Below are 18839 nucleotides of genomic sequence, written 5' to 3' on the forward strand. Positions count from 1 at the left end.
AACGTTAAAATGACACGATTTCTAGACTACTGAGTAATCTCGTTTAAAAAGCTATGCCCTGGCGTGTCATAATCCATTCCGAAGTTTTCCATCACCGTAGCGCCGATATCCGCTAGTGTGCGCCGAATCCCCAGCGAGTGGCCGTTTGGCCGGGTAGGTGAATAGACAAGGATAGGCATGTACTCCCGCGTAAGGTGGGGATGGCTGCCCACACTTTGGAACATGGGGTCGCTTGCCTGACTGGACGTTATAATCAACAGATCATTTTCATTCATGTCATGCATAAACTGTTCTAAATACCGATCCGCCGCCACTAAATGCTGACCAAACGCTAACGTTTCACCGGCTTCCCCCGTGTACTTAAAATCCGGTAACTGAACGTACACGACGCTCATAGTTAAGGCATCAAGTTCTTCATATAAAACGCTGAATCCCGTTTTATTGTCCCCCACCAAATGCCGGTTGGTTAGTGCCTGCCCCTCTAAGTATGGGATAAATCGGCTGGCAATCGTAACTTCATACCCCGCCGTCTGCAGCGTATCAAACACACTATCGGTATGGTAGGAGTTTGTGAAATCCCAGCTTTCGCGCAGCCCTGTTGCCTCACCGTTAATGTTTGCGGCAATATGACCTAACCCAAAGAATCCAATCGGGTTATCTACCGCCGGAATTCCCGGAAGTGGATGATCAATCCGAATATTTCCCAGTCCCAATTGCTGCAACGTTGGCAAATGAAGTTCCCCGTCAAAGACCTCAGCCACGTGGCCCAGCGTATCTGCCCCGATGGACTGATACCGATTGGCATCCGGTGACTCGCCAATGCCCAGGGCGGTAAAGTCCACGATAAAAATTCGGTGAAAAGCCATGGATCGAATCACTCCCCCATCAATATTAAAGCGGTATCATAGTTACTAATAATATACCTGTTTTATCTGTGCTTGTAAACGCCTAATTCCAGACCAGTAAACCGAATTACCGTTATAATTTTGAACGTTATTTAGACGTCAAAAAACGGGTGATAACATTTCGTCATCACCCGTTTATAAGCCTCAAATTCCGGCCCCTGCCAAGGAACTATACTATATCGCTAAATTGGTCTAGGTGCAATTGCACACTCATAAATTGGTCCGGATGATTCTATGACACAAAAAAAGACCTCAAGTAATTTTAATAAATTACTTGAGATCCTAACTAGTGGAAGGGCAGCTGTAACAGCTGAAACCCTGTTTCGTAAACTTGATACTAAATCGCCTCATTATTCAATTTTTAGCTCAACCGATCAGCAATACTTGATTCGGTTGATCGAGGTGCTCATGCAGGAAATCTCCTACGCTCAAACGATCCTTATTGAAATCTTCGCGTAGCTGAGTGACCTGCGGCGCCTAAAATTTTATTTTAAACTCAAACTTCTGTGGAAATTGTCTTCGAACCTACCGATCTCTGATACATTCACACCTGACCCACACTACCATCTGGAACACTATCACTGCGTTTTAAGCTAGATAGCTGATGCTTTAACAGAAACGTTAAGCACGTGTTACAGAGCTAATTTTAGGGTGAACCTTAAATCCAATGGTTGCTGTCATTCATCAGGTATACTGGGATCGGTTCAAACTCACCATATTCGATCAAAATTGTATAAACTAACTCGTTAACCAATCTTAACTCGAACAACGATATTTGCGCATGAACTTTAACTTCGGTGTAACAAACGTCAATACTTCGCAATTACTTACAAAACAGGAAGCAAATGCTGTGGATGACTCTGACTCAAACTCTGTTACAGCTGATGTTGTATCCCTTTCCACACCCATATAGTAACACCCTCAAACCAAAAGTACAACCCTAACACTCAACTTTTATAATCGCTGGTATATCAACGTTTTCGGGCTATAAAAACGGGATCGAGAAAATAATTTTCTTCGATCCCGCTACCTCTTAATTCATGCACTTAATCATCCTGGTGAGGTGGTAGTTGATGGCGCAAATCTTCAAGCCCATTAATCCCCATATCCTCTAATCGACGATTGAATTGTTCAATATAATCCAGCATAATCACGGCTTCCTCCCGGCCAAAGACCGTTAACCAGTGGGTAAATTCCTCACTGTTTCGGGTGGTAATCCCTTGATCGGCTTCTCGTCCAGCTGGTGTAATCCGCAAGTGGCGGACCCGGCGATCAGTAGGATCAACATCTTGAATGACAAATTTACGCTTTAATAGCGTCGTAATTTGTCTGGCAACGGCTGATTTTGATGTTCGCTGAATCCTTGCAACGTCCCCCATTGTGTACTCACCACTATGCTGACTGATGAGGTGCAGTAACAGATAGGTTTCAAAACTCAGCTGATAAGTTTCAGATCCGGCCGAGACTAGCTCGCCTAAATATTTAAATGTGTGGAGGTAAGTCTCAACGAATTTTGCGTACAGTTCTTGATTTTCATTTTCTTTCAAAGCAGCCAACCTCCTTTAAACCACCGAGTCCCTTAAATTATGCTTTATTATCTCAAACCCACCCCATAGAAACAACGGATTTACATAGCCCGTTGGTTTTTCTAAACAAAAAACGCAGGTACCCAATGAGTGGGACCTGCGTCAATCAAAATTTTAATTAGTCGCCATGCTATTTGACTTCAGATGGACCCTTAGGCAAACGTTTTACCAGATCGTTGTGAGTGGCGTTTGTCATGCAAGGCATCAAATCCTGCCAAACCCATCTCGCTCAGCCGATCGTTAAAGTTCTCAACGTAACCTAACGCTGCCTTAGCCTCATTAACTCCAAATACATTGAGCCAACGCGTAAATTCTGCATCGTTACGTTCCGTGATGTTTTCGTCAACGGCCATTCCTTCAGAGGTAATCTTTAAGTAACGGACCCGGCGATCATCAAAGTTAACGAGTTGCTGAATGAACTTCTTCTTTAAAAGCGTGTTAATTTGACGGGCAATTGCTGACCGAGAAACCCCACGGATATCCGCAATTTGGGCCATCGTTAATTGTGCATCGTGTTCCCCGATCATGTGTAGCAACAGGTAAGCTTCAAAACTAATTTGATGTTCTTCTGCACCAACCGACATTGCGTCACCTAAGTACTTAAATGTATGTAGATAGGTATCCACAAATTTGGCCTGGAGTTCCTTTTCGATTGCTTCCATATTATTAAATCTCCGTTTCTATAGTAACCATTTAATTACAAAATAATGTATAGCCATATCCTTCAGCCCATAAAACACTGTTCCCCTAATGGCAATTGGTTATAGTATGCCAAAATAATTCACCCATTACAAGGTTGCTTAGGACAAATTTAATTTTATGGTCAATACTTAAAAAACAAATTAGGTTTTGCGCAACCGGTTTCTGAAACCCGTACCATCAAAGTGATTACAACGCTTATAGTAACAATATAAATGTGAGAAGTAATGGTTTATATAATTTTGAATTTGCCAAGCATTTAGCTCAACAATCGTTCATACTGTTGTGACAGTTTATAGGCGATTGAATTAAGCCATGAAATGTATACAATAAAAAATAGCCTGATACGCACGTTTTTCCTACCGTTGTACGTATTAGACTACCTTTATTTTTTCATTCGAATCGAATGGTATTCGTTAACCTTGGGATAATATCCATAAAATCCGCAATCATTTGTTTAAAGCTAGATAACAAAATTGAAATTTCCGTTTGACATCCGTGCCCAATCCACGTATTCATAACCTCCATAATCCCCCCGCTAATAAAAAGGTTGGAAAATCGGGCGTCTCCCTTAGTATCGGGTTCAAACTGATTTAACGTCTTATTAATCACATACCCAATCCGATCCACCGTCATTCGGTGCCAGAGTCCACCATCCCAATGAATACTATTTTCGTAGAAACGGTAATGTTCTTTAATGGCCTTTAATACTTCCCCCGTTTGCCGTTCCCAATTAACCAGTGTTAATTGGTCCCGATCCCAATATTTCAGTGCATTCACTACGTATGCATCTCGGAGTAGTTCATACTTATCTGAGTAGTAATAATAAAATGTTTTACGGTGAATATCCGCTCTTTCCGTAATCTCCTTTACCGTTATTCGATCAAACGTCTTCGTTTCACCGACCTCCAACAGTGCCGAAATGAGTTTACTAACCGTATCCGAAACCTGCATGACGTCCTCTCCTTGCTAATCTACCTGTCACCATTATGGGTCTATCTTTTGTATTATATATGGGGCTGATTTTTAAAATCAAACAAATTGGCCCCTAGTTGCTATCCAAAATAGCCAAAACGTGATACTTTTTAATTTCCTATTAAATCAATTTATAGTATAACTTCTCTCTAGCTGACAAAAGCGCTAAGCTGACAGTCTAATTTTCACCGTCACTTAGCGCTTTTACTACTCCAATAATCCCTCTTCATCCAGCCACCATGGCTCACAGTTATATAATGCCACCCGGCTAGCATTACCGTCTAACCCCGTTATCTTTAACGAATATTGTCTAACCCCGGGTTCATTAATTGTTTTATAATCTCAGGTTAACACTAAAAAAAGGGATTGCAACAAACGTCATCTGTTGCAATCCCAAGGTCGCCTCTATTAAAGGTTAATAATTATCAAAATTTATTACATAGAATCCAATACATCTAAGGAAATATGTACGGCAGGAGCAACACTCACCCCCGCGTTATCGCCAAAAATACAGCTTCCGATTGCACGCCAAGTTACTTAGGCCATTTACCCGACATGGGCCAAATAATCAAAAGCTTTATTTATGGACATAGTGATGTCAGCCTCTCTGGACAGAACCGTCCAGTCTCACCAAATGAACCCTCTATGTGTAAATCATTATACCATAGGAAAAAACACGGGGACATTACATTTCATGAAAACCGCCTTGTGAATATGAGTTCAATTAAAACATTTGTCTAACTTTATTATAAAATTTATCAAATACTCATTAGTTAGATTAATAGTTGAACATTATCTAACGTTTATGCATTATGATTGAGTTTTTGCTATTTTCGTGATATTCTTTCGTAATGTGATTGAGGAACAACCCACTACAAGACAATTATTTTATAAAAGGACTGAACATGATGGCTAATACCAAGAATAGCCAAGCGGCTAAAATTCGTAACCTCATTATTGAATGGCTTCAAGACGACGCCAAGACCGTTATCATTTCGCAAGCCAAATTCCCTGGGATCCGGGGAATTCGTGCAGTAGACCTGCGCCAAATGCTGCAAGACGCTGGTTTTTCACAATCTGTCGTCATGGGTGCCGTTTCAGCAGCGCCGAAAGTGGATGCTCGGATTCAAAAAGCATCTGTGAAGACCCGCCAAGTTTATTACTACTATAGTGAAGATGGCCAACCCTTGGCCGTACCAACCCCATCCGCAATTACCGGACAACCTATCGATGGTACAATTACGGAGCTGCCCGAGTATAACGCACTTGGGGGCGCCCTCAACGACTTAAACACTCAGCTTGAAAGTCTTTACAAGGGAATTAAGGAAGAAGCCGCAAAACGCCCGTTAGCGGACTATGAAGTGGACTTCTTAGAAGATTTCACCCACACGGTTTCCGATCAACTCGACTTGCTTCGTGAATTACGTGCGCAAGCTCGGTTATATACACTGAGAAATGATAAATAACTAAAAGTATTCTTTTTCACAACCCTCACCTAAAATCTGAATATTTGAATGATTTATTCTTGACATTAACCCTATGAACCCTTATCCTATGTGGTAATCTAAAACCTTAAGGGGCTCGATAACCATGACATTTCAGATTAATGACCGTGTCTACTGTGAAAAGACAGAACTATTCTCGACTGCATTCTACGGTCTAGTTACCAAGCTATATGAACATTCAGCATTGATTAAGGTCGAACCAGAGCAATTGATTAAAAAAGAAACCGATAAAATTGAATCCTTTGACGATTTGGTTGTCATTCGCCAAACTGAATTACAGCTCGTTGATGAATCTGGTTCAACCATTGATCGACCTGACATTGAAATTGAAGCACAAGCTGAATAAACAAGGCAGAGACCTAAGACGTTTAGGCCATGCCAAATAGGGTAAAGGACCAGGTCCGATTGTATTTTGATCGAATTTGGTCCTTTACCCTATTTGGTTGTGGTCTGTCTTTAGTCGGGTTCCGCTTCTCAACTTTCTGCGGTTAACCAAGCTCACAAATAATACTAAAACCCAGTATTTTTTGTGAGCTCCGTTAATCCTCAAAAGTAAGCGAGAATCTCCACACTCTTTTAGTCGGGTTCCTCCGCTCAGATCTCTGCGGTTAACCAGGTCATCGAATAATACCTAAGATCAGTATTTTTCGATGACCCCGTTAAGCCTTAAGATCTACCGAGCGGTTCCACACCCTAACCTGCAACTAACTGGTCCGAAAGCATCCAGTTAAGGACGACAGGCTTTCGGATCATGTTGCAAGAGTCGTTTTTTAAGCGAAGCGGACCTAATACCCCAGACCTTTTTTATTTGTTATGCCGAAATTTATTCATTTTCTACCTATCATATAGGTCATTTAGTCCGATTCTTGCCACTTCAGCTGATCCCACATTTGATCAATTTGGTTCACCGGCAGCGGATAACCCGGCCACGTTGCCACTCGTTGGCCGTATAGTTGTTTGGTCAGCACGTCCACGACTTCTAAAATATCCGCTTCGGGTACAATTACTGCGGATAAGGCCCGTAAAAGATTATTCCGGGTTAACCAAGTTTTCTGTTTGACCGCCTCAGAATCCGACCGGCAAAATTGGGTAATCTTTTCTCCGGTGGGTGAAAATTCGTTTTGAAGCTCTTGAAGCACCCGGTAGTGAGCGGCCGTTATTTGCTGGGCCGTCTTAATTCGGTGCCGTACCTTCTGAAACGCCAATTCCGTTTTTAACCGGAGGCCCGTTTCAAAGATAATGGTGCTTCCCCCATCCTGTTCGGGACCGTACGTCCATGCCGTCATATTACTCAGCCAGGTGTAATTCGAATGCTGTTGAACCGTGATTGGAATCAACTGCATCTTACCCCTCACATATGGCTGTACACCATGCCGCTGCTGGTACCGCCCCCTCAGACTAATTTCCTGCCGGGTGTAACAGCTATGGTCGACTAACTGGTTCAGCAGCCGGTTAGTCGACTGCTTGGTGGCATAAATTCCCCGTTTTGCCTCCCAAACCAGCGACTGATAAGGGCTATGCTGGCCCTTAAGATTGACCAGTAACAATAAATTCATCCAATCGGGTTCCAGCCGTGCAACGCGCCGGCTGACGTGACGTAAAGTCAAATCATTAAGTGAAACGGTCATACCTTGGTACAACTGCTGAGCAAAAGTAGGTTCAAAGCCTTCATAGGTGCCTATTTTCATCATGCACTCCTCCTAAATATCAACCATCAATTGGACTAGATCAGTTACACTTTGAAATATACCGCCGTTTCGTTAGTTGTGCAACCGAAATTATGGTCTATTGCGCCCTACTCCCCTAGCAGTTAAAATTTAGGTAAGTCATTATTTACCGAATTGGAGGATTTCTCATGCAATTAACCCAGTTAAAGACGTTTGAAGTAGTCACTAAGGCGCGCTCATTCGGTCGGGCCGCCGATTTGCTGCACGTCACCCCAAGTGCCGTTAGCCATGCCATTGACACTCTGGAACGGGAACTCGGGTTTCGGGTCTTCGTCCGCAGTAAACGCCAAATTCAGCTCACTAGCGACGGTCAACAAATCCAACCCTTAATTCACGCGATGTTAGTCGATGCAACGACCCTTGATCAAGCGGTCGCTGCCATTAACGGCCTTAATTCGGGTTCCGTCCGCCTGGGCGCTTTCTCGTCCGTCTGCATCAATTGGATCCCCGCCATTATTCAAAATTTCAAGCGGCGGTACCCCCGGATTCAGGTGTCCATTAGTCAGAGCGATTTTAATACCACCATTGATCAGATTATGACGGGCGACCTGGACTTAGGCTTTTCAGCGCTGCCCATTAAACAGTCACTTGAAGTGATCCCCTTAATTAAGGATGAAATTTACTGTGTCACCCCCAAATCGTTTATTCCCGCTAACCAAGCCACCATCACCCAGGCAGATATTGTCAAACAGGATTTTATCTTACAACAGGGGGACTACGACAAGGATACAAAGGAAGCCCTCGATCACTTTAATATTACAGCCAAGTCGTTACGGTTCTCCATTGATGATCAATCGATTATCGCAATGGTGGAAGCCGGAATGGGTTTCGGGGTCCTTCCTGCGCTTGCTTTACAACAGGTCCACGGCAACGTCAACGTTTATCCCTTTGAACCGCGGTTTTTCCGCACGATCTGCTTAGTTGCCACCAAGGCCCAAGCTCACACGCCCGCAACGCGAAAAATGATCCAGTTGATTCAGGACTACGTAAAGCTGCTCTACCCGGATCATATTATGGTCCACAACTAAATAGGGACGGTAACCAAATTCGATCAATAACTAATCGAACCTAGTTGCCGCCCCTATTTAGTATGGCCTAAGCACTTTATGTCCTAGGCTTGTTTGACAGGGAGCTGCGTTAAGCAAGCATTTTAGCCGGCCCAACGAGTTCCGTCTTTTCAGTTTCAATTAAGTCTACCGCGACAGGAGAATCATAGATGGATTCATCCCCCTTAGCGAACATCTTTAGACCCGCAATGGTTTCGATTGCGGAGCGGGCGTCTTCGGGTGTGATCCCTTCGTGAACGTACTTCAGGGTTAACCGAGTACCATTACTTTTATTACTCGTAAACATAAAATTTAACGTCTTCATTCCGTTTCCTCCTAGTAGGTATATACGTGTGAGTCATTGACCGTCGCATTAACAAGGTGGTAGCCTGATACCGAAGCCAATACGCCACCGAATGTTTGGACCTGTTCAGCAGTCACGCCTTCAATAACGTTTTGAACCGTTACCTTCACTGACTGTTCATCGTCGGCTGCCAATCCGTAGGTGATACTGGTCTTTTTCCAAACTTTTTTCATGTTAACTCCTCCATTAATCAAGTATGTGATGTGTAAGTCGTTAGCGCTAACCCTTACACCCTTACTAACGAATCAGCAGCCTAATTTGTTACCCCACGTGAAAATCTTTTTGCAAAACGTCATGCATTTTTCTTGCTACCCGGTGACGCCACTGATACACGGTTCCCCGAGAAACGCGGTACTGATGGGCAATTTCAGCCACGGACCTTCCCCGTAAAATGCCCAATAAATACCGTTGTTCCGCATCAGAACAACGTTTTAAAACGGTTTTGATGACGTCACTCTCGTTAATGCGCCAATCCAAGTCTAAGTCCGGTTGACTGAGTTCCGATAAGGTTTCGGAGTCATCCGGGGTGGTTAAAGCCATTCCCCGCTGGTCCCGGCGCAATTGATCAACTAATCCCCAATGAATTTTCGTATTGGCATACGCCAAAAATTGATGGGGATAACTGGTCGGATCCTGCGGAAAAGTCTGGTAGGCCTTGATAAACAACAACCGGGCCTCCTGAAGAAAATCATCGTACCGATTATCCCGCGGAACAATATGCAGCCGTTTTAAATTACCATAGATGACCATTTCATGATCACCCGCCAACAAAAAATCAAATGCCGCTTCATAACTTGCCATTCATGGATTCCCCCAACTATACGGATCCATAGCGCTATGGTCAATATCTAATTTACTAATTTTTCACGTCTAAATCGAACCCGCTTTCAAGGCCGATAAACCACAGTTTTGGGTATTTATGACGGTCCATTTCAACCGTTTTCAATCGTCATCATTTGTATATTACACGATTCGTTTTCTTTGCGTAAACCCTACGAAGCCTGTATTCTAAGGCCTATTAAGATATATGGGGGAATTTGAATGGTGAACCACCTTGTAACCTATCCGGTTATTTTAGAACCCGAGGCTTCTGGATACAGCGTATTCGTCCCTGATATTTGCGGTCAGAATGTCTCGGCGGCTAGTGAAACGGATGCCATCACCCACGCCCGCCAATTAATGGCTCAGCAATTATTAACCCGGGATACTCTGCCTGAAGCAACCGCTCTGAAAGAGCTCCAGGTATTGCCCGACCAACGGGTGTTAATGGTGACGGTTGATTTAGATAAGTATCGTGTGATGTACGGGTAAGAAAAAAGGCCATACAGTCCTAACTGGATTGTATGGCCTTTTTTGTATTAACTATTAATTTACGATAATTTATAGAAGCAATATATGTTATAGTATCTATAGAAACCGCTTTCTTTTAACCATTAACGGATTGGAGGATTATCATGGATATACATGATGAGCTGGATACATATAAAAATAAACTTGATAACAGCAAGTTTAATATTTCAGTTTTTACAGATGGACACTACGATATAAGGGATACATACTTTGCTGAGATGAATAGCAATTATACTACAGGACGCTTATCAGATTCCTACATGCAGCAGTTTATTGACGTACTAGATGGATTTACTGATGTTCTTCACTTAAATGGAGATAATATTAATGGCGTGATTGATAATCAACGTAGCGGAATGGCACAAAATCAATATATTTTGCGCAAGTGGTTTACTGGTAAAAATAAAAGTTATCGTAGCGCAATAATTGGCAATCATGATGACTTATCACCGATAGGCATCTTAAAAGGAAATGCGACAAGCACTAGTATTTCCGATGTCATAGATGAAAGCTGGTTTCGTGCTAATATTCCCCAGGAACCTTCTACTCATTATGATAACGATAGTTTATCCTTCTACAAAGATTTTGATGCCTATAAAATACGTTTAATAGCCTTGGATACAGAGGAGCCACCTACTACCTTAGATAGAAATGGTCATGTTTTATATCCCAGGTGGGTATGGCATGGTCTTACAAATAAAACATTGTTTTGGCTTTCATACAAAGCATTAATGGGGGTACCATCAGATTACACTACGCTTATTGTCACCCATTGTCCATTGTGGTTTAGTGACGGGCTAGATTATCAATGGAATGATACTGGTTCACGAATGATTAATTTTGATGTCCTAAGGGAATTACTTAATGGTTTTATCACCGGCCAAAGCGTTTCTATAAATAAGTCTGACAAAAGCATTCATGATTGGTTAGATCCGCTTCCCGTTACAAGACGCAACGAGCTTTATGGCGTTGGCTGGGGAGTTAAGCTTAATATAGACTTTAGCAAACAGGGAAATCGGTCTTTTATCGGTGTGTTTAGTGGTCACACGCATAAAGAAGCCATTGCTGACTTAGGAACCTTCAAAAACATTCAATTACAACATGGTTTTCCAAATAGCCAATCTGGGTTACCTGGTTTAACTACAATATCGATTGATACTTCATCCCGTTTAGTTAACCTAGTTGGTTTTGGCATAGCGACAGACAGAAGTTTTAAATATTAGGGGGTATTCTTATGGCTGACTTAACACTTGATGAACTCAACGAAAAAGTAGATGAACATATTGGTAATTTTGGTTCTGCAGTTCATGCAACAGCAGATTCGGCAACTTCAGGTTTTATTTCCGGATTAGAGACCATGACTAGAACGGATACGGGGTCTTCACCAAAGGACATTCTCACGCTACAGCCAGGTCATTATTTTGGATACGGCTGGTATAATATTTGGACAGACAACACACAAACGAACCCATATACATCTGCATTAGCAGTCGACGTTTACTATGATACGCACGGCAATAAAATTATATTAGCGTGCGAGGAATATGTCGATAGGCTGCATATGTATAATAATTATGGGCAAGATCGAAAAGTTCCAACAGTTACCTATTGGCGTACAATAGCACAAAAATCACCGTTATGGTCGGGCAATATTTCCGCAGTTGGTTCATATATCCCCGTAAGTTCATTGATTGATTCACCTATTGGAACTACAACCGGTACAATGATGTTTAATAAGTTGGAAGTTTCCTATACCTACTTAGGAAATGGTGGCATTAAATACGTTGATTTAACAAAGAGCACAGAAATTTCCATTGACGTAGTCAATTTAAGCAATAACAACAGTGCAGTAAACGTTGCCGAAATGAATCTAACATTAGACCGAGCAAATCAAAGATATCATGTGGAAAGAAATAATTCACAAATAATTGGTGGTCTAAACTATAAACCGTTAGAAACTACTCAACAAGAAGCCTATGCTGCTCTGGATACTAGCTTAATAAGCATTCTAGGCATTACAGGTGTTAATGACTAAAAATGATATCACCCTTTTAGGTTTAGCTTAAATAAGCACCTCTACCCTAAGGATAGAGGTGCTTATTTAACCACTTTAGTTTCCCGATGCTGATACCGCAATTGTTCCCGTATCAGCCTGTGATAAGCCTAAGTTTTCCCGGTTTAAGTTTGTTACACGCTGTAGTTCAGACTGTGACATAACTTCCATAGACTGGTAGTTAATCTCGTGGCCCGTCCCCTGCAAGTGAGTTTGTTCTACATTTTTCTTTGCGGACCGGTAGTTCTGTGCCAATCCGGTTAAGTCACTAAACGTTAAATCGGTTTGCATTTGTTTAGAAACTGAATCGAGGAAGTCTTCGTTCAACAAGTTATTAATGGATCCCGATTGTCCAATCACAGTCGTAATGACTTGTCGCTGACGCGTTTGGCGGCCGTAATCCCCCTGAGGGTCATCATAACGCATCCGGGAGTAAGCTAAGGCCTTTTTACCGTCCATATGAGTTTCTTCACCCTTGGTAAAGGTGTATCCCTCATACTTAAAGCTGATGGTTGGGGTTAAGTCAATCCCGCCCACGGCATTGATCACCTTTTCCATTCCGCCCATGTTCATAATGGCGTAAAAATCAATCGGAACGTTCAACAGCTGCTGGGTTGTCTTAATGGCCGTCCCGGCACTCCCAAAGGCATATGCCGCATTGATTTTAGCAGGTGATTCACTGGCGTACCCTGGAATATTAACGGCAGTATCCCGGGGAATACTGGTGATGGTCGTTTTATTCTTAGATGGATTCATCGTAACCAGCATCATGGTATCCGTCCGGCCCTTATAATCCCGGCCTAACGCCCCGGTATCGGTCCCCATGATTAAGATGGAAACCGGCTTTTTGGCTTTAATTTGACCGTCCGCATCCCGCGACTTAGAAATTCCGGCACTGCGGTAACTCGTATCAATGGCTTTTTTAACATTATGTACTTTGTAGGCGGCAAATGCTCCCCCCCCTACAATTAAAACAAGTAAAATTGTTAAGATCGTATTTCTTAACTTATGTGATGGCTTTTGACTCATATCAGATCGTTTCATAGCTAACCTCCATTTTCCCTTGACTGTTATTTTACCATTTTACAAGTGAAAAGGTTGATAGCTTACACAAATCTTTAATTCTTAAACTCAGTGGTCACCGTCTCTAAAGCCGCTGCAATGACTTGATCCATGTTGTAGTACTTATACTGACCTAACCGGCCGCCAAAAATCACGTTCTCCGCCTGCTTTTCAGCAAGTTCCTTATATTGAGCGTATAACCCGTTATTTTCTTGGTTATTCACGGGGTAGTAAGGTTCATCCCCCCGGTGCCAATCCTTAGGGTATTCACGTGTCACAATAGTTTTATTCTTGTCGCCCTTGCCAAACTCAAAGTGCTTATGTTCAATCACCCGGGTGTATGGGGTCTCGGCGTCTGTATAGTTCACCACGGCGTTCCCTTGGTAATTGTCAACGTCCATTTCTTCCGTTTCAAAATGGAGGCTCCGGTACTCTAATTCACCAAGTTGGTAGTCAAAGAACTGATCAATCATTCCGGTAAAGACAACCTTGTCGTAATCCTTTAAGTAGGTTTCTTTATGATCAAAGAAGTCCGTGTTTAATTGAACGTCGATTAAATCGCTGTCTAACATCTTCTCCACGATTTGAGTGTAACCGCCCATTGGGATTCCTTGGTAGGGATCGTTAAAATAGTTATTATTATACGTAAACCGAACGGGGAGCCGCCGAATAATAAAGGCTGGTAGTTCCGTTGCCTTACGTCCCCACTGTTTTTCTGTGTAGCCCTTCACCAATTTATTGTAAACGTCTGGTCCAACTAGGGATAACGCTTGTTCCTCCACGTTTTGGGGTTCTTTGTCCCCCAAGTTAACGGACGCCTTTTGTTCTTCAATCTTAGCCTTGGCTTCTTCAGGAGTCACAACGCCCCAAAGCTTATTGAAGGTATTCATATTGAACGGCATATTGTAAATTTCGCCGTTATAATTAGCAATTGGCGTATTAGTGTACCGGTTAAAGTCAGCGAACTGATGCACGTAATCCCACACGGGTTTATTACTCGTATGGAAAATATGGGCCCCGTATTCGTGAACCTGAATGCCATCAACTTCCTTGGTATAGATGTTCCCCGCAACGTGGTCGCGTTTTTCAATAACCGTGACATGGTGGCCCCGCTTAGCTGCTTCATAAGCAAAGGTCGCCCCGAATAATCCGGACCCAACAACTAAATAGTTCATTTCTATTTCTCCTTACCTTCTGGTTAACTTATCATCCATATCTGTTTCTATTTATCAACCGATCACTTATTATTAAATAGAATAATGGTTAATAACTTTTATTAATTATAAAAAAAGTCATTCCTTTACTAATATCAGGAATGACACTACCCACTGTTCGCTTAATGATAACTCTAAAAATGCGTTTGAATTTCCTTTTTTTGGCTAAACTTCCGTTGTAAGAAGGCCACCATCTTTTTAACCGTTTGCCGCTTACCTAATTGAATCCAATTTGTTTCAACATAGGTGTATCCACGGGTCTGCAGCCATACATCCATCATCAGTTCGGAAATATACCCGTAAACTCTAGCATCTTGCTGGCTATATAGGCTGGTATCTAACCGATCTTCAAGTAAGTTCAAGACCCCAAATAACCACTCACAATACTCCCGAAAGTAGGCCTGCTGCATGATGAACATATTAAACATATGCGCCGTTGTTCGCTTCATGACCTGATCATAGGCAGGGACATATTCTGGATACTGATCTTGTAGGATCAGCCTAATTTCATCTAACGGTTCCTGCCGGTGAGCGTGGATATAATGTGAATAATTAGTTTCAATGTAATAGTGCCGTTTCTTAGGCAAGATAATGGGAGCCTGACTAAGCAGCTTCTGTAGTTCGTCTTCATTTAACACGTTATTTAAGGAACGCATTCTTGAGGTACTAAAGTAACGTCGATAGTGCACTAACCCAATTACATCTGCATCCACATTTTTCCAAGCCCAATATATAGCAGTTAATTCATTAAAGTTGGGGTTCTTCACGGAAATATTATCGCCCTCATCATCACGTTGAAAATCCGTTGTCAAATTAGGATGAAGGGCAGCCCCAACAAAAACGGGGGTATAAATTGGATTATTTACGGGCATTTTAACGTTCTTATGGGCTGCTACGAGGATTTTCGCATTCATTTAATAAGCTCCCCGCTGAATGAAAATATTAATTAAATTCATGATAATAACCTTAAAATCGAAGAATAGGCCCCGATTGTCAACATATTCCATTTCAATGTTGGCCCGTTCTGGATAACCAATTTCACTCCGGCCGCGTGCTTGCCAAAGTCCCATTGCTCCCGGTTTTACAGATAACAGCTTTTCAACATCATCATATTGCTTTAATTCATCAGCCACAACGGGACGAGGCCCCACAAGCGACATCTCACCCCTGAGGATATTAATAAATTGTGGAATTTCATCTAATGAAGTTTTTCGCAGCCACTTTCCCAACTTAGTAATCCGGGGATCTTCATCAGCCGGCAACTTAAAGTTATTGCGAATATACTTTTGATACAAAACCGGATTTGCCTCTAATTTTTTATCCGCATCGACAACCATTGACCGAAACTTCAGGATTTTAAAGGTTTGCCCGTGAAGTCCCATCCTCGTTTGCTGATAGAAAATAGATCCGTGATCTTCCTTACTAATACTGTACGCAATACTAACAGCCAAGAAAACCGGACTTAAACAAATTAACGCAAAAGTTGAAAAAAATATATCTACGCATCTTTTTGCACCATTATAGAAGCTTTTATCCTTATTCATTTTAAATTCATCTACCAAAAAAGTCCCCCCCTATTAATAATTTTTTATCTTCCTCAACATCCCTAAATCAACATAACCGCTATCTCTTTAAAAATACCTAAAATTCATATTGCATTATATTTGGTTAACCATTAATTTCAAAATGTACTACCCAAGTATTTTACCATAATTATCTATTTCATCGGGTAATAGTTACGACCATAAATTAACAAGATGATTAACAACCGTTGGTACATTAAGACTTTCATAAAATAATGTTACACATTTGTAATGAAAAAAACAAGCACGCAAAAAAGAATTCGATTTCAAAATTAACTTGAAATCGAATTCTTAGCGTTGCCTAGTTATTGACACATTTATTCACTTAACTTATAACTTTCATCTTCTGGAAACGCAGCTAACATTCGCTGAACCGTTTGATCCATATCGGAACTCTGGGTGAGCATTGAAATCACTGAAACCCCGGCAGCTCCAGTCTGGGCAACCTGCTTCAGGTTTGCTTCAGTAATCCCACCAATGGCCACAATGGGCACCTTAGAGTCGTCCACTAAGTCGGTTAACCCATCCAGCCCAATTACTGGGTCTGCGTCAGCCTTCGACTGCGTTGGAAATACCGGACCGCTGCCTAAGTAAGCAATCCCATCAAGTAGGTTAGCCTGATCAACTTCGGCGAGTGTGGAGCAGGATAGGCCCACAAACATGCGGTCGCCAACCTCGGCAATGACCTGCTCAACCCGCTGATCGGATTGGCCCACGTGAATCCCATCGGCATCGAGCGCCTTTGCGAGTTCAATATCGTCATCAACAATAAACGGAATACCAACGGCCCGACATTTCTCCCGGAGCGTTTGGCCTAAATCCAACCGTTGCTCGCTGGATAACCGGCTGTTGCCCTTATCCCGATATTGAAACGCCGTGATTCCAGCCTTAATGGCTTCTGACACGATCGCATCTAATTGATAATCAGGAACGTCTTGCGTCCCACAAATAAAGTAGGCGCGTAGCATATTGGGGTGGAAAATTAAACTCATTGTGCGTCCGCCCCCTCCTGTAGATAAGCCCAGTGGTTAAGCGGGCCGTGACCGTGACCCACTTGAATCGTATTTTTAATGGCCGCTTCAACAAAAGCCTTCCCCGTCCGAATCGCTGTCTCAACGTCGGCCCCCTTGGCCAATTCCGCCGTAATGCAGGATGATAACGTATCTCCCGTACCGTGTGTCCGTTTGGTATCCACTCGGGGCGAGGTCAGCCAAAAGTTTTTGCCGCCCTCTAGTAAGACAAAATCGCTGGCTTTGTCTGGGTCAGCCTCGTGGCCCCCCTTCACGATCACGTTCTTTGCACCTAATTGCTGCAGCTTCTTGGCAGCAGTAATCATATCATCATCCGTTTGAATGGTCATATCGGCTAATTTCTCGGCTTCTGGCAGATTCGGTGTGAGCACCGTTGCCAACGGCAGTAATTCATCTCGAACCGTTTGAATGGCATCCTCAGCTAATAGGGGTGCCCCGCCCTTTGCAATCATGACGGGATCAACGGTCAGATAGCCAAAATGATACTTTTTCAGATTGTTGACGGCCATCATAACGTGGGCGCTGTCGGCTAGCATCCCCGTTTTACATGCCTTAATCTCAAAATCATCCGCTACCGAACTAAACTGCTCGTTGACCAGCTTCTCCGGTAGGGCCATAAAGTCTTGAACCCCAAGGGTGTTTTGCGCGGTGACCGCAATAATGACGGCCGTACTAAAGACGTGCCGCTCCTGCATGGTCTTGATATCGGCCATGACTCCAGCACCGCCGCCGCTATCCGTACCTGCAATCGTTAGGGTTTGCGGAAAATCATTTATCATTTAGAATCGCCCCGCCTTCTAGTCAAATTCAGCAACGGCTTCAACGTCCGCCACGGTAACGTTATGCAGCATGTCCATTAACTCCACCGCAAAGGTTCCGGGCCGCAAGTGATCTGCATCTTCGTCTAACAAATGGTTAGCCACTAATTCACCGGTAGCCGCAAAGACGAGGCCCCCGGTTTGGGCTGCTTCAAACAAGTTGTCAGCTGAGACAGCCGCAAACGCTGCCACAATACTGGACACCATATCGCCTGAACCTACGTGGAGTTGAAAGAGTGGCGTCCCATTTTCAATGCGGACAACCGTTTGGCCGTCCGTCACGTAGTCGATGGTCCCCGAAAGCATCACAATGCAGTGCCATTTTCTGGCACAGGCCACCGCAATTTCGGTTAGGTCGCCGGTACCATCTCCAGCATCGATTCCCTTAGCATTCCATTCAAGTTCGGCTAGGGCCGCGATTTCACCGGCGTTACCCCGAATAATATCCGGATGAAAATCCGATAACAGGCCAAAAATCGTTTCCTGCCGAAACTTGACGGCGCCAACAGCAACCGGATCCAAGATCAAGGGCTTATGAAACTCATTGGCCAGCTTCCCGACCGTCCGAATTTGATTAATTTGGGGCTGCGTAAAAGCACCAAAGTTAAGGCAAACAGCACCCGCCATCTTGACCATTTCCTCGGCTTCTAAAACCTCTTCGGACATAATCGGGCTTGCCCCAATGGCATTAATCCCGTTTGCAACGTCCTGAACCGTTACAAAGTTGGAAATGTTAAAAATCACTGGGTTTTGTTCCCGTAGTTCTTCTAATAATTCGATTTTCATTTTGAATTGATCCCCCTAAACAGAGACACGCCGTTAGTCACGCTCTACGTGTGACTAACGGCGTGCGTTGACCTTACCTAGATATAAACCAATTAAACGATGCGTTAGTAGCGGACAAGCATTCCGCCTTGCCGC

The 18839-nt window shown here is 43.1% G+C and carries 22 protein-coding genes; 7 read left to right on the top strand and 15 right to left on the bottom strand.

The genetic code is table 11. The features are described from left to right. Nucleotides 1-26 precede the first annotated feature (26 nt). Nucleotides 27-866, bottom strand: a complete 840-nt coding sequence (locus DCM90_RS06730; protein ID WP_109250606.1) for an alkaline phosphatase family protein — start codon at nt 864-866, stop codon at nt 27-29. Nucleotides 867-1139: 273 nt separating this feature from the next. On the opposite strand from DCM90_RS06730, the gene DCM90_RS06735 reads away from it, so the two are divergent. Then, entirely contained in the window at nt 1140-1364 is a 225-nt protein-coding gene (locus DCM90_RS06735; RefSeq protein ID WP_109250607.1) for a hypothetical protein, read from the top strand. A gap of 587 nt (nt 1365-1951) precedes the next feature. On the opposite strand, the gene DCM90_RS06740 is transcribed toward DCM90_RS06735, so the two are convergent. The 3 genes from DCM90_RS06740 to DCM90_RS06750 form a co-directional block, all read right to left on the bottom strand. Next, nucleotides 1952-2452 (bottom strand): MarR family winged helix-turn-helix transcriptional regulator, encoded by a 501-nt coding sequence (locus tag DCM90_RS06740; protein ID WP_165815242.1) that lies wholly within the window; start codon nt 2450-2452, stop codon nt 1952-1954. A 191-nt stretch (nt 2453-2643) separates the two neighbouring features. After that, on the bottom strand, nt 2644-3153 hold the full coding sequence (locus DCM90_RS06745; RefSeq protein WP_109250609.1) for a MarR family winged helix-turn-helix transcriptional regulator: 510 nt from the start codon (nt 3151-3153) through the stop codon (nt 2644-2646). Between the two features lie 430 nt (nt 3154-3583). Continuing rightward, nucleotides 3584-4144, bottom strand: a complete 561-nt coding sequence (locus DCM90_RS06750) for a TetR family transcriptional regulator (RefSeq protein WP_109250610.1) — start codon at nt 4142-4144, stop codon at nt 3584-3586. A 929-nt stretch (nt 4145-5073) separates the two neighbouring features. Between DCM90_RS06750 and DCM90_RS06755 the strand changes: the two genes are divergently transcribed. Beyond that, nucleotides 5074-5631 (top strand): Rossmann-fold NAD(P)-binding domain-containing protein, encoded by a 558-nt coding sequence (locus tag DCM90_RS06755; protein ID WP_133244328.1) that lies wholly within the window; start codon nt 5074-5076, stop codon nt 5629-5631. Between the two features lie 124 nt (nt 5632-5755). Beyond that, nucleotides 5756-6016, top strand: a complete 261-nt coding sequence (locus tag DCM90_RS06760) for a hypothetical protein (RefSeq protein WP_109250612.1) — start codon at nt 5756-5758, stop codon at nt 6014-6016. Between the two features lie 508 nt (nt 6017-6524). Here the strand turns inward: DCM90_RS06760 and DCM90_RS06765 are convergent. Next, on the bottom strand, nt 6525-7361 hold the full coding sequence (locus DCM90_RS06765) for a hypothetical protein (RefSeq protein WP_133244329.1): 837 nt from the start codon (nt 7359-7361) through the stop codon (nt 6525-6527). Between the two features lie 164 nt (nt 7362-7525). On the opposite strand from DCM90_RS06765, the gene DCM90_RS06770 reads away from it, so the two are divergent. After that, nucleotides 7526-8425: a LysR family transcriptional regulator gene (locus DCM90_RS06770; RefSeq protein ID WP_109250614.1), complete on the top strand. Its 900-nt coding sequence runs from the start codon at nt 7526-7528 to the stop codon at nt 8423-8425. A 109-nt stretch (nt 8426-8534) separates the two neighbouring features. On the opposite strand, the gene DCM90_RS06775 is transcribed toward DCM90_RS06770, so the two are convergent. The 3 genes from DCM90_RS06775 to DCM90_RS06785 form a co-directional block, all read right to left on the bottom strand. Continuing rightward, nucleotides 8535-8768: a DUF2922 family protein gene (locus DCM90_RS06775; RefSeq protein WP_109250615.1), complete on the bottom strand. Its 234-nt coding sequence runs from the start codon at nt 8766-8768 to the stop codon at nt 8535-8537. 11 nt (nt 8769-8779) lie between these two features. Beyond that, a complete protein-coding gene (locus tag DCM90_RS06780) occupies nt 8780-8980 on the bottom strand; it encodes a DUF1659 domain-containing protein (RefSeq protein WP_109250616.1) in 201 nt (66 codons plus the stop codon). An 88-nt stretch (nt 8981-9068) separates the two neighbouring features. Next, complete coding sequence (locus DCM90_RS06785) at nt 9069-9608, bottom strand: sigma-70 family RNA polymerase sigma factor (RefSeq protein ID WP_109250617.1); 540 nt, start codon at nt 9606-9608, stop codon at nt 9069-9071. 240 nt (nt 9609-9848) lie between these two features. Between DCM90_RS06785 and DCM90_RS06790 the strand changes: the two genes are divergently transcribed. The 3 genes from DCM90_RS06790 to DCM90_RS06800 all read left to right on the top strand — a co-directional run bounded on the left by DCM90_RS06790 (nt 9849) and on the right by DCM90_RS06800 (nt 12192). Further along, nucleotides 9849-10118 carry a type II toxin-antitoxin system HicB family antitoxin gene (locus DCM90_RS06790; RefSeq protein ID WP_109250618.1) on the top strand — a complete coding sequence of 90 codons (270 nt, stop codon included), beginning with the start codon at nt 9849-9851 and terminating at the stop codon, nt 10116-10118. Nucleotides 10119-10261: 143 nt separating this feature from the next. Continuing rightward, complete coding sequence (locus DCM90_RS06795; RefSeq protein WP_109250619.1) at nt 10262-11380, top strand: hypothetical protein; 1119 nt, start codon at nt 10262-10264, stop codon at nt 11378-11380. Between the two features lie 11 nt (nt 11381-11391). Then, the gene (locus DCM90_RS06800; RefSeq protein WP_109250620.1) at nt 11392-12192 is read left to right on the top strand and encodes a hypothetical protein; all 801 of its coding nucleotides are present in this window, start codon (nt 11392-11394) and stop codon (nt 12190-12192) included. A gap of 75 nt (nt 12193-12267) precedes the next feature. Here the strand turns inward: DCM90_RS06800 and DCM90_RS06805 are convergent, their stop codons facing one another. From DCM90_RS06805 to thiM, 7 genes are all read right to left on the bottom strand, one after another. Further along, nucleotides 12268-13254 carry an LCP family glycopolymer transferase gene (locus DCM90_RS06805; RefSeq protein WP_109250621.1) on the bottom strand — a complete coding sequence of 329 codons (987 nt, stop codon included), beginning with the start codon at nt 13252-13254 and terminating at the stop codon, nt 12268-12270. A gap of 74 nt (nt 13255-13328) precedes the next feature. Then, the gene (gene glf / locus DCM90_RS06810) at nt 13329-14447 is read right to left on the bottom strand and encodes a UDP-galactopyranose mutase (protein WP_109250622.1); all 1119 of its coding nucleotides are present in this window, start codon (nt 14445-14447) and stop codon (nt 13329-13331) included. 173 nt (nt 14448-14620) lie between these two features. Next, nucleotides 14621-15400, bottom strand: a complete 780-nt coding sequence (locus tag DCM90_RS06815) for a DUF4422 domain-containing protein (RefSeq protein ID WP_109250623.1) — start codon at nt 15398-15400, stop codon at nt 14621-14623. Further along, entirely contained in the window at nt 15401-16048 is a 648-nt protein-coding gene (locus tag DCM90_RS06820; RefSeq protein ID WP_370738409.1) for a sugar transferase, read from the bottom strand. 338 nt (nt 16049-16386) lie between these two features. Continuing rightward, complete coding sequence (gene thiE, locus DCM90_RS06825) at nt 16387-17061, bottom strand: thiamine phosphate synthase (protein ID WP_109250624.1); 675 nt, start codon at nt 17059-17061, stop codon at nt 16387-16389. Further along, nucleotides 17058-17879, bottom strand: coding sequence for a bifunctional hydroxymethylpyrimidine kinase/phosphomethylpyrimidine kinase (gene thiD / locus DCM90_RS06830; RefSeq protein ID WP_109250625.1), 822 nt, complete (start codon nt 17877-17879; stop codon nt 17058-17060). The genes thiE and thiD overlap by 4 nt, the downstream gene beginning before the upstream one ends. A gap of 18 nt (nt 17880-17897) precedes the next feature. Continuing rightward, complete coding sequence (thiM, locus tag DCM90_RS06835; RefSeq protein ID WP_109250626.1) at nt 17898-18704, bottom strand: hydroxyethylthiazole kinase; 807 nt, start codon at nt 18702-18704, stop codon at nt 17898-17900. Nucleotides 18705-18839 lie beyond the last annotated feature (135 nt).

It is taken from the genome of Levilactobacillus bambusae, assembly GCF_003124125.1.
Classification (GTDB): Bacteria; Bacillota; Bacilli; order Lactobacillales; family Lactobacillaceae; genus Levilactobacillus; species Levilactobacillus bambusae.

Excerpts from the sequence above, each read along its gene's own strand:
- DCM90_RS06730 (WP_109250606.1), bottom strand. The coding sequence starts at position 866 with ATGGCTTTTCACCGAATTTTTATCGTGGACTTTACCGCCCTGGGCATT.
- DCM90_RS06735 (WP_109250607.1), top strand. The coding sequence starts at position 1,140 with ATGACACAAAAAAAGACCTCAAGTAATTTTAATAAATTACTTGAGATC.
- DCM90_RS06745 (WP_109250609.1), bottom strand. The coding sequence starts at position 3,153 with ATGGAAGCAATCGAAAAGGAACTCCAGGCCAAATTTGTGGATACCTAT.
- DCM90_RS06750 (WP_109250610.1), bottom strand. The coding sequence starts at position 4,144 with ATGCAGGTTTCGGATACGGTTAGTAAACTCATTTCGGCACTGTTGGAG.
- DCM90_RS06755 (WP_133244328.1), top strand. The coding sequence starts at position 5,074 with ATGGCTAATACCAAGAATAGCCAAGCGGCTAAAATTCGTAACCTCATT.
- DCM90_RS06760 (WP_109250612.1), top strand. The coding sequence starts at position 5,756 with ATGACATTTCAGATTAATGACCGTGTCTACTGTGAAAAGACAGAACTA.
- DCM90_RS06765 (WP_133244329.1), bottom strand. The coding sequence starts at position 7,361 with ATGATGAAAATAGGCACCTATGAAGGCTTTGAACCTACTTTTGCTCAG.
- DCM90_RS06770 (WP_109250614.1), top strand. The coding sequence starts at position 7,526 with ATGCAATTAACCCAGTTAAAGACGTTTGAAGTAGTCACTAAGGCGCGC.
- DCM90_RS06775 (WP_109250615.1), bottom strand. The coding sequence starts at position 8,768 with ATGAAGACGTTAAATTTTATGTTTACGAGTAATAAAAGTAATGGTACT.
- DCM90_RS06780 (WP_109250616.1), bottom strand. The coding sequence starts at position 8,980 with ATGAAAAAAGTTTGGAAAAAGACCAGTATCACCTACGGATTGGCAGCC.
- DCM90_RS06785 (WP_109250617.1), bottom strand. The coding sequence starts at position 9,608 with ATGGCAAGTTATGAAGCGGCATTTGATTTTTTGTTGGCGGGTGATCAT.
- DCM90_RS06790 (WP_109250618.1), top strand. The coding sequence starts at position 9,849 with ATGGTGAACCACCTTGTAACCTATCCGGTTATTTTAGAACCCGAGGCT.
- DCM90_RS06795 (WP_109250619.1), top strand. The coding sequence starts at position 10,262 with ATGGATATACATGATGAGCTGGATACATATAAAAATAAACTTGATAAC.
- DCM90_RS06800 (WP_109250620.1), top strand. The coding sequence starts at position 11,392 with ATGGCTGACTTAACACTTGATGAACTCAACGAAAAAGTAGATGAACAT.
- DCM90_RS06805 (WP_109250621.1), bottom strand. The coding sequence starts at position 13,254 with ATGAAACGATCTGATATGAGTCAAAAGCCATCACATAAGTTAAGAAAT.
- glf (WP_109250622.1), bottom strand. The coding sequence starts at position 14,447 with ATGAACTATTTAGTTGTTGGGTCCGGATTATTCGGGGCGACCTTTGCT.
- DCM90_RS06815 (WP_109250623.1), bottom strand. The coding sequence starts at position 15,400 with ATGAATGCGAAAATCCTCGTAGCAGCCCATAAGAACGTTAAAATGCCC.
- thiE (WP_109250624.1), bottom strand. The coding sequence starts at position 17,061 with ATGAGTTTAATTTTCCACCCCAATATGCTACGCGCCTACTTTATTTGT.
- thiD (WP_109250625.1), bottom strand. The coding sequence starts at position 17,879 with ATGATAAATGATTTTCCGCAAACCCTAACGATTGCAGGTACGGATAGC.
- thiM (WP_109250626.1), bottom strand. The coding sequence starts at position 18,704 with ATGAAAATCGAATTATTAGAAGAACTACGGGAACAAAACCCAGTGATT.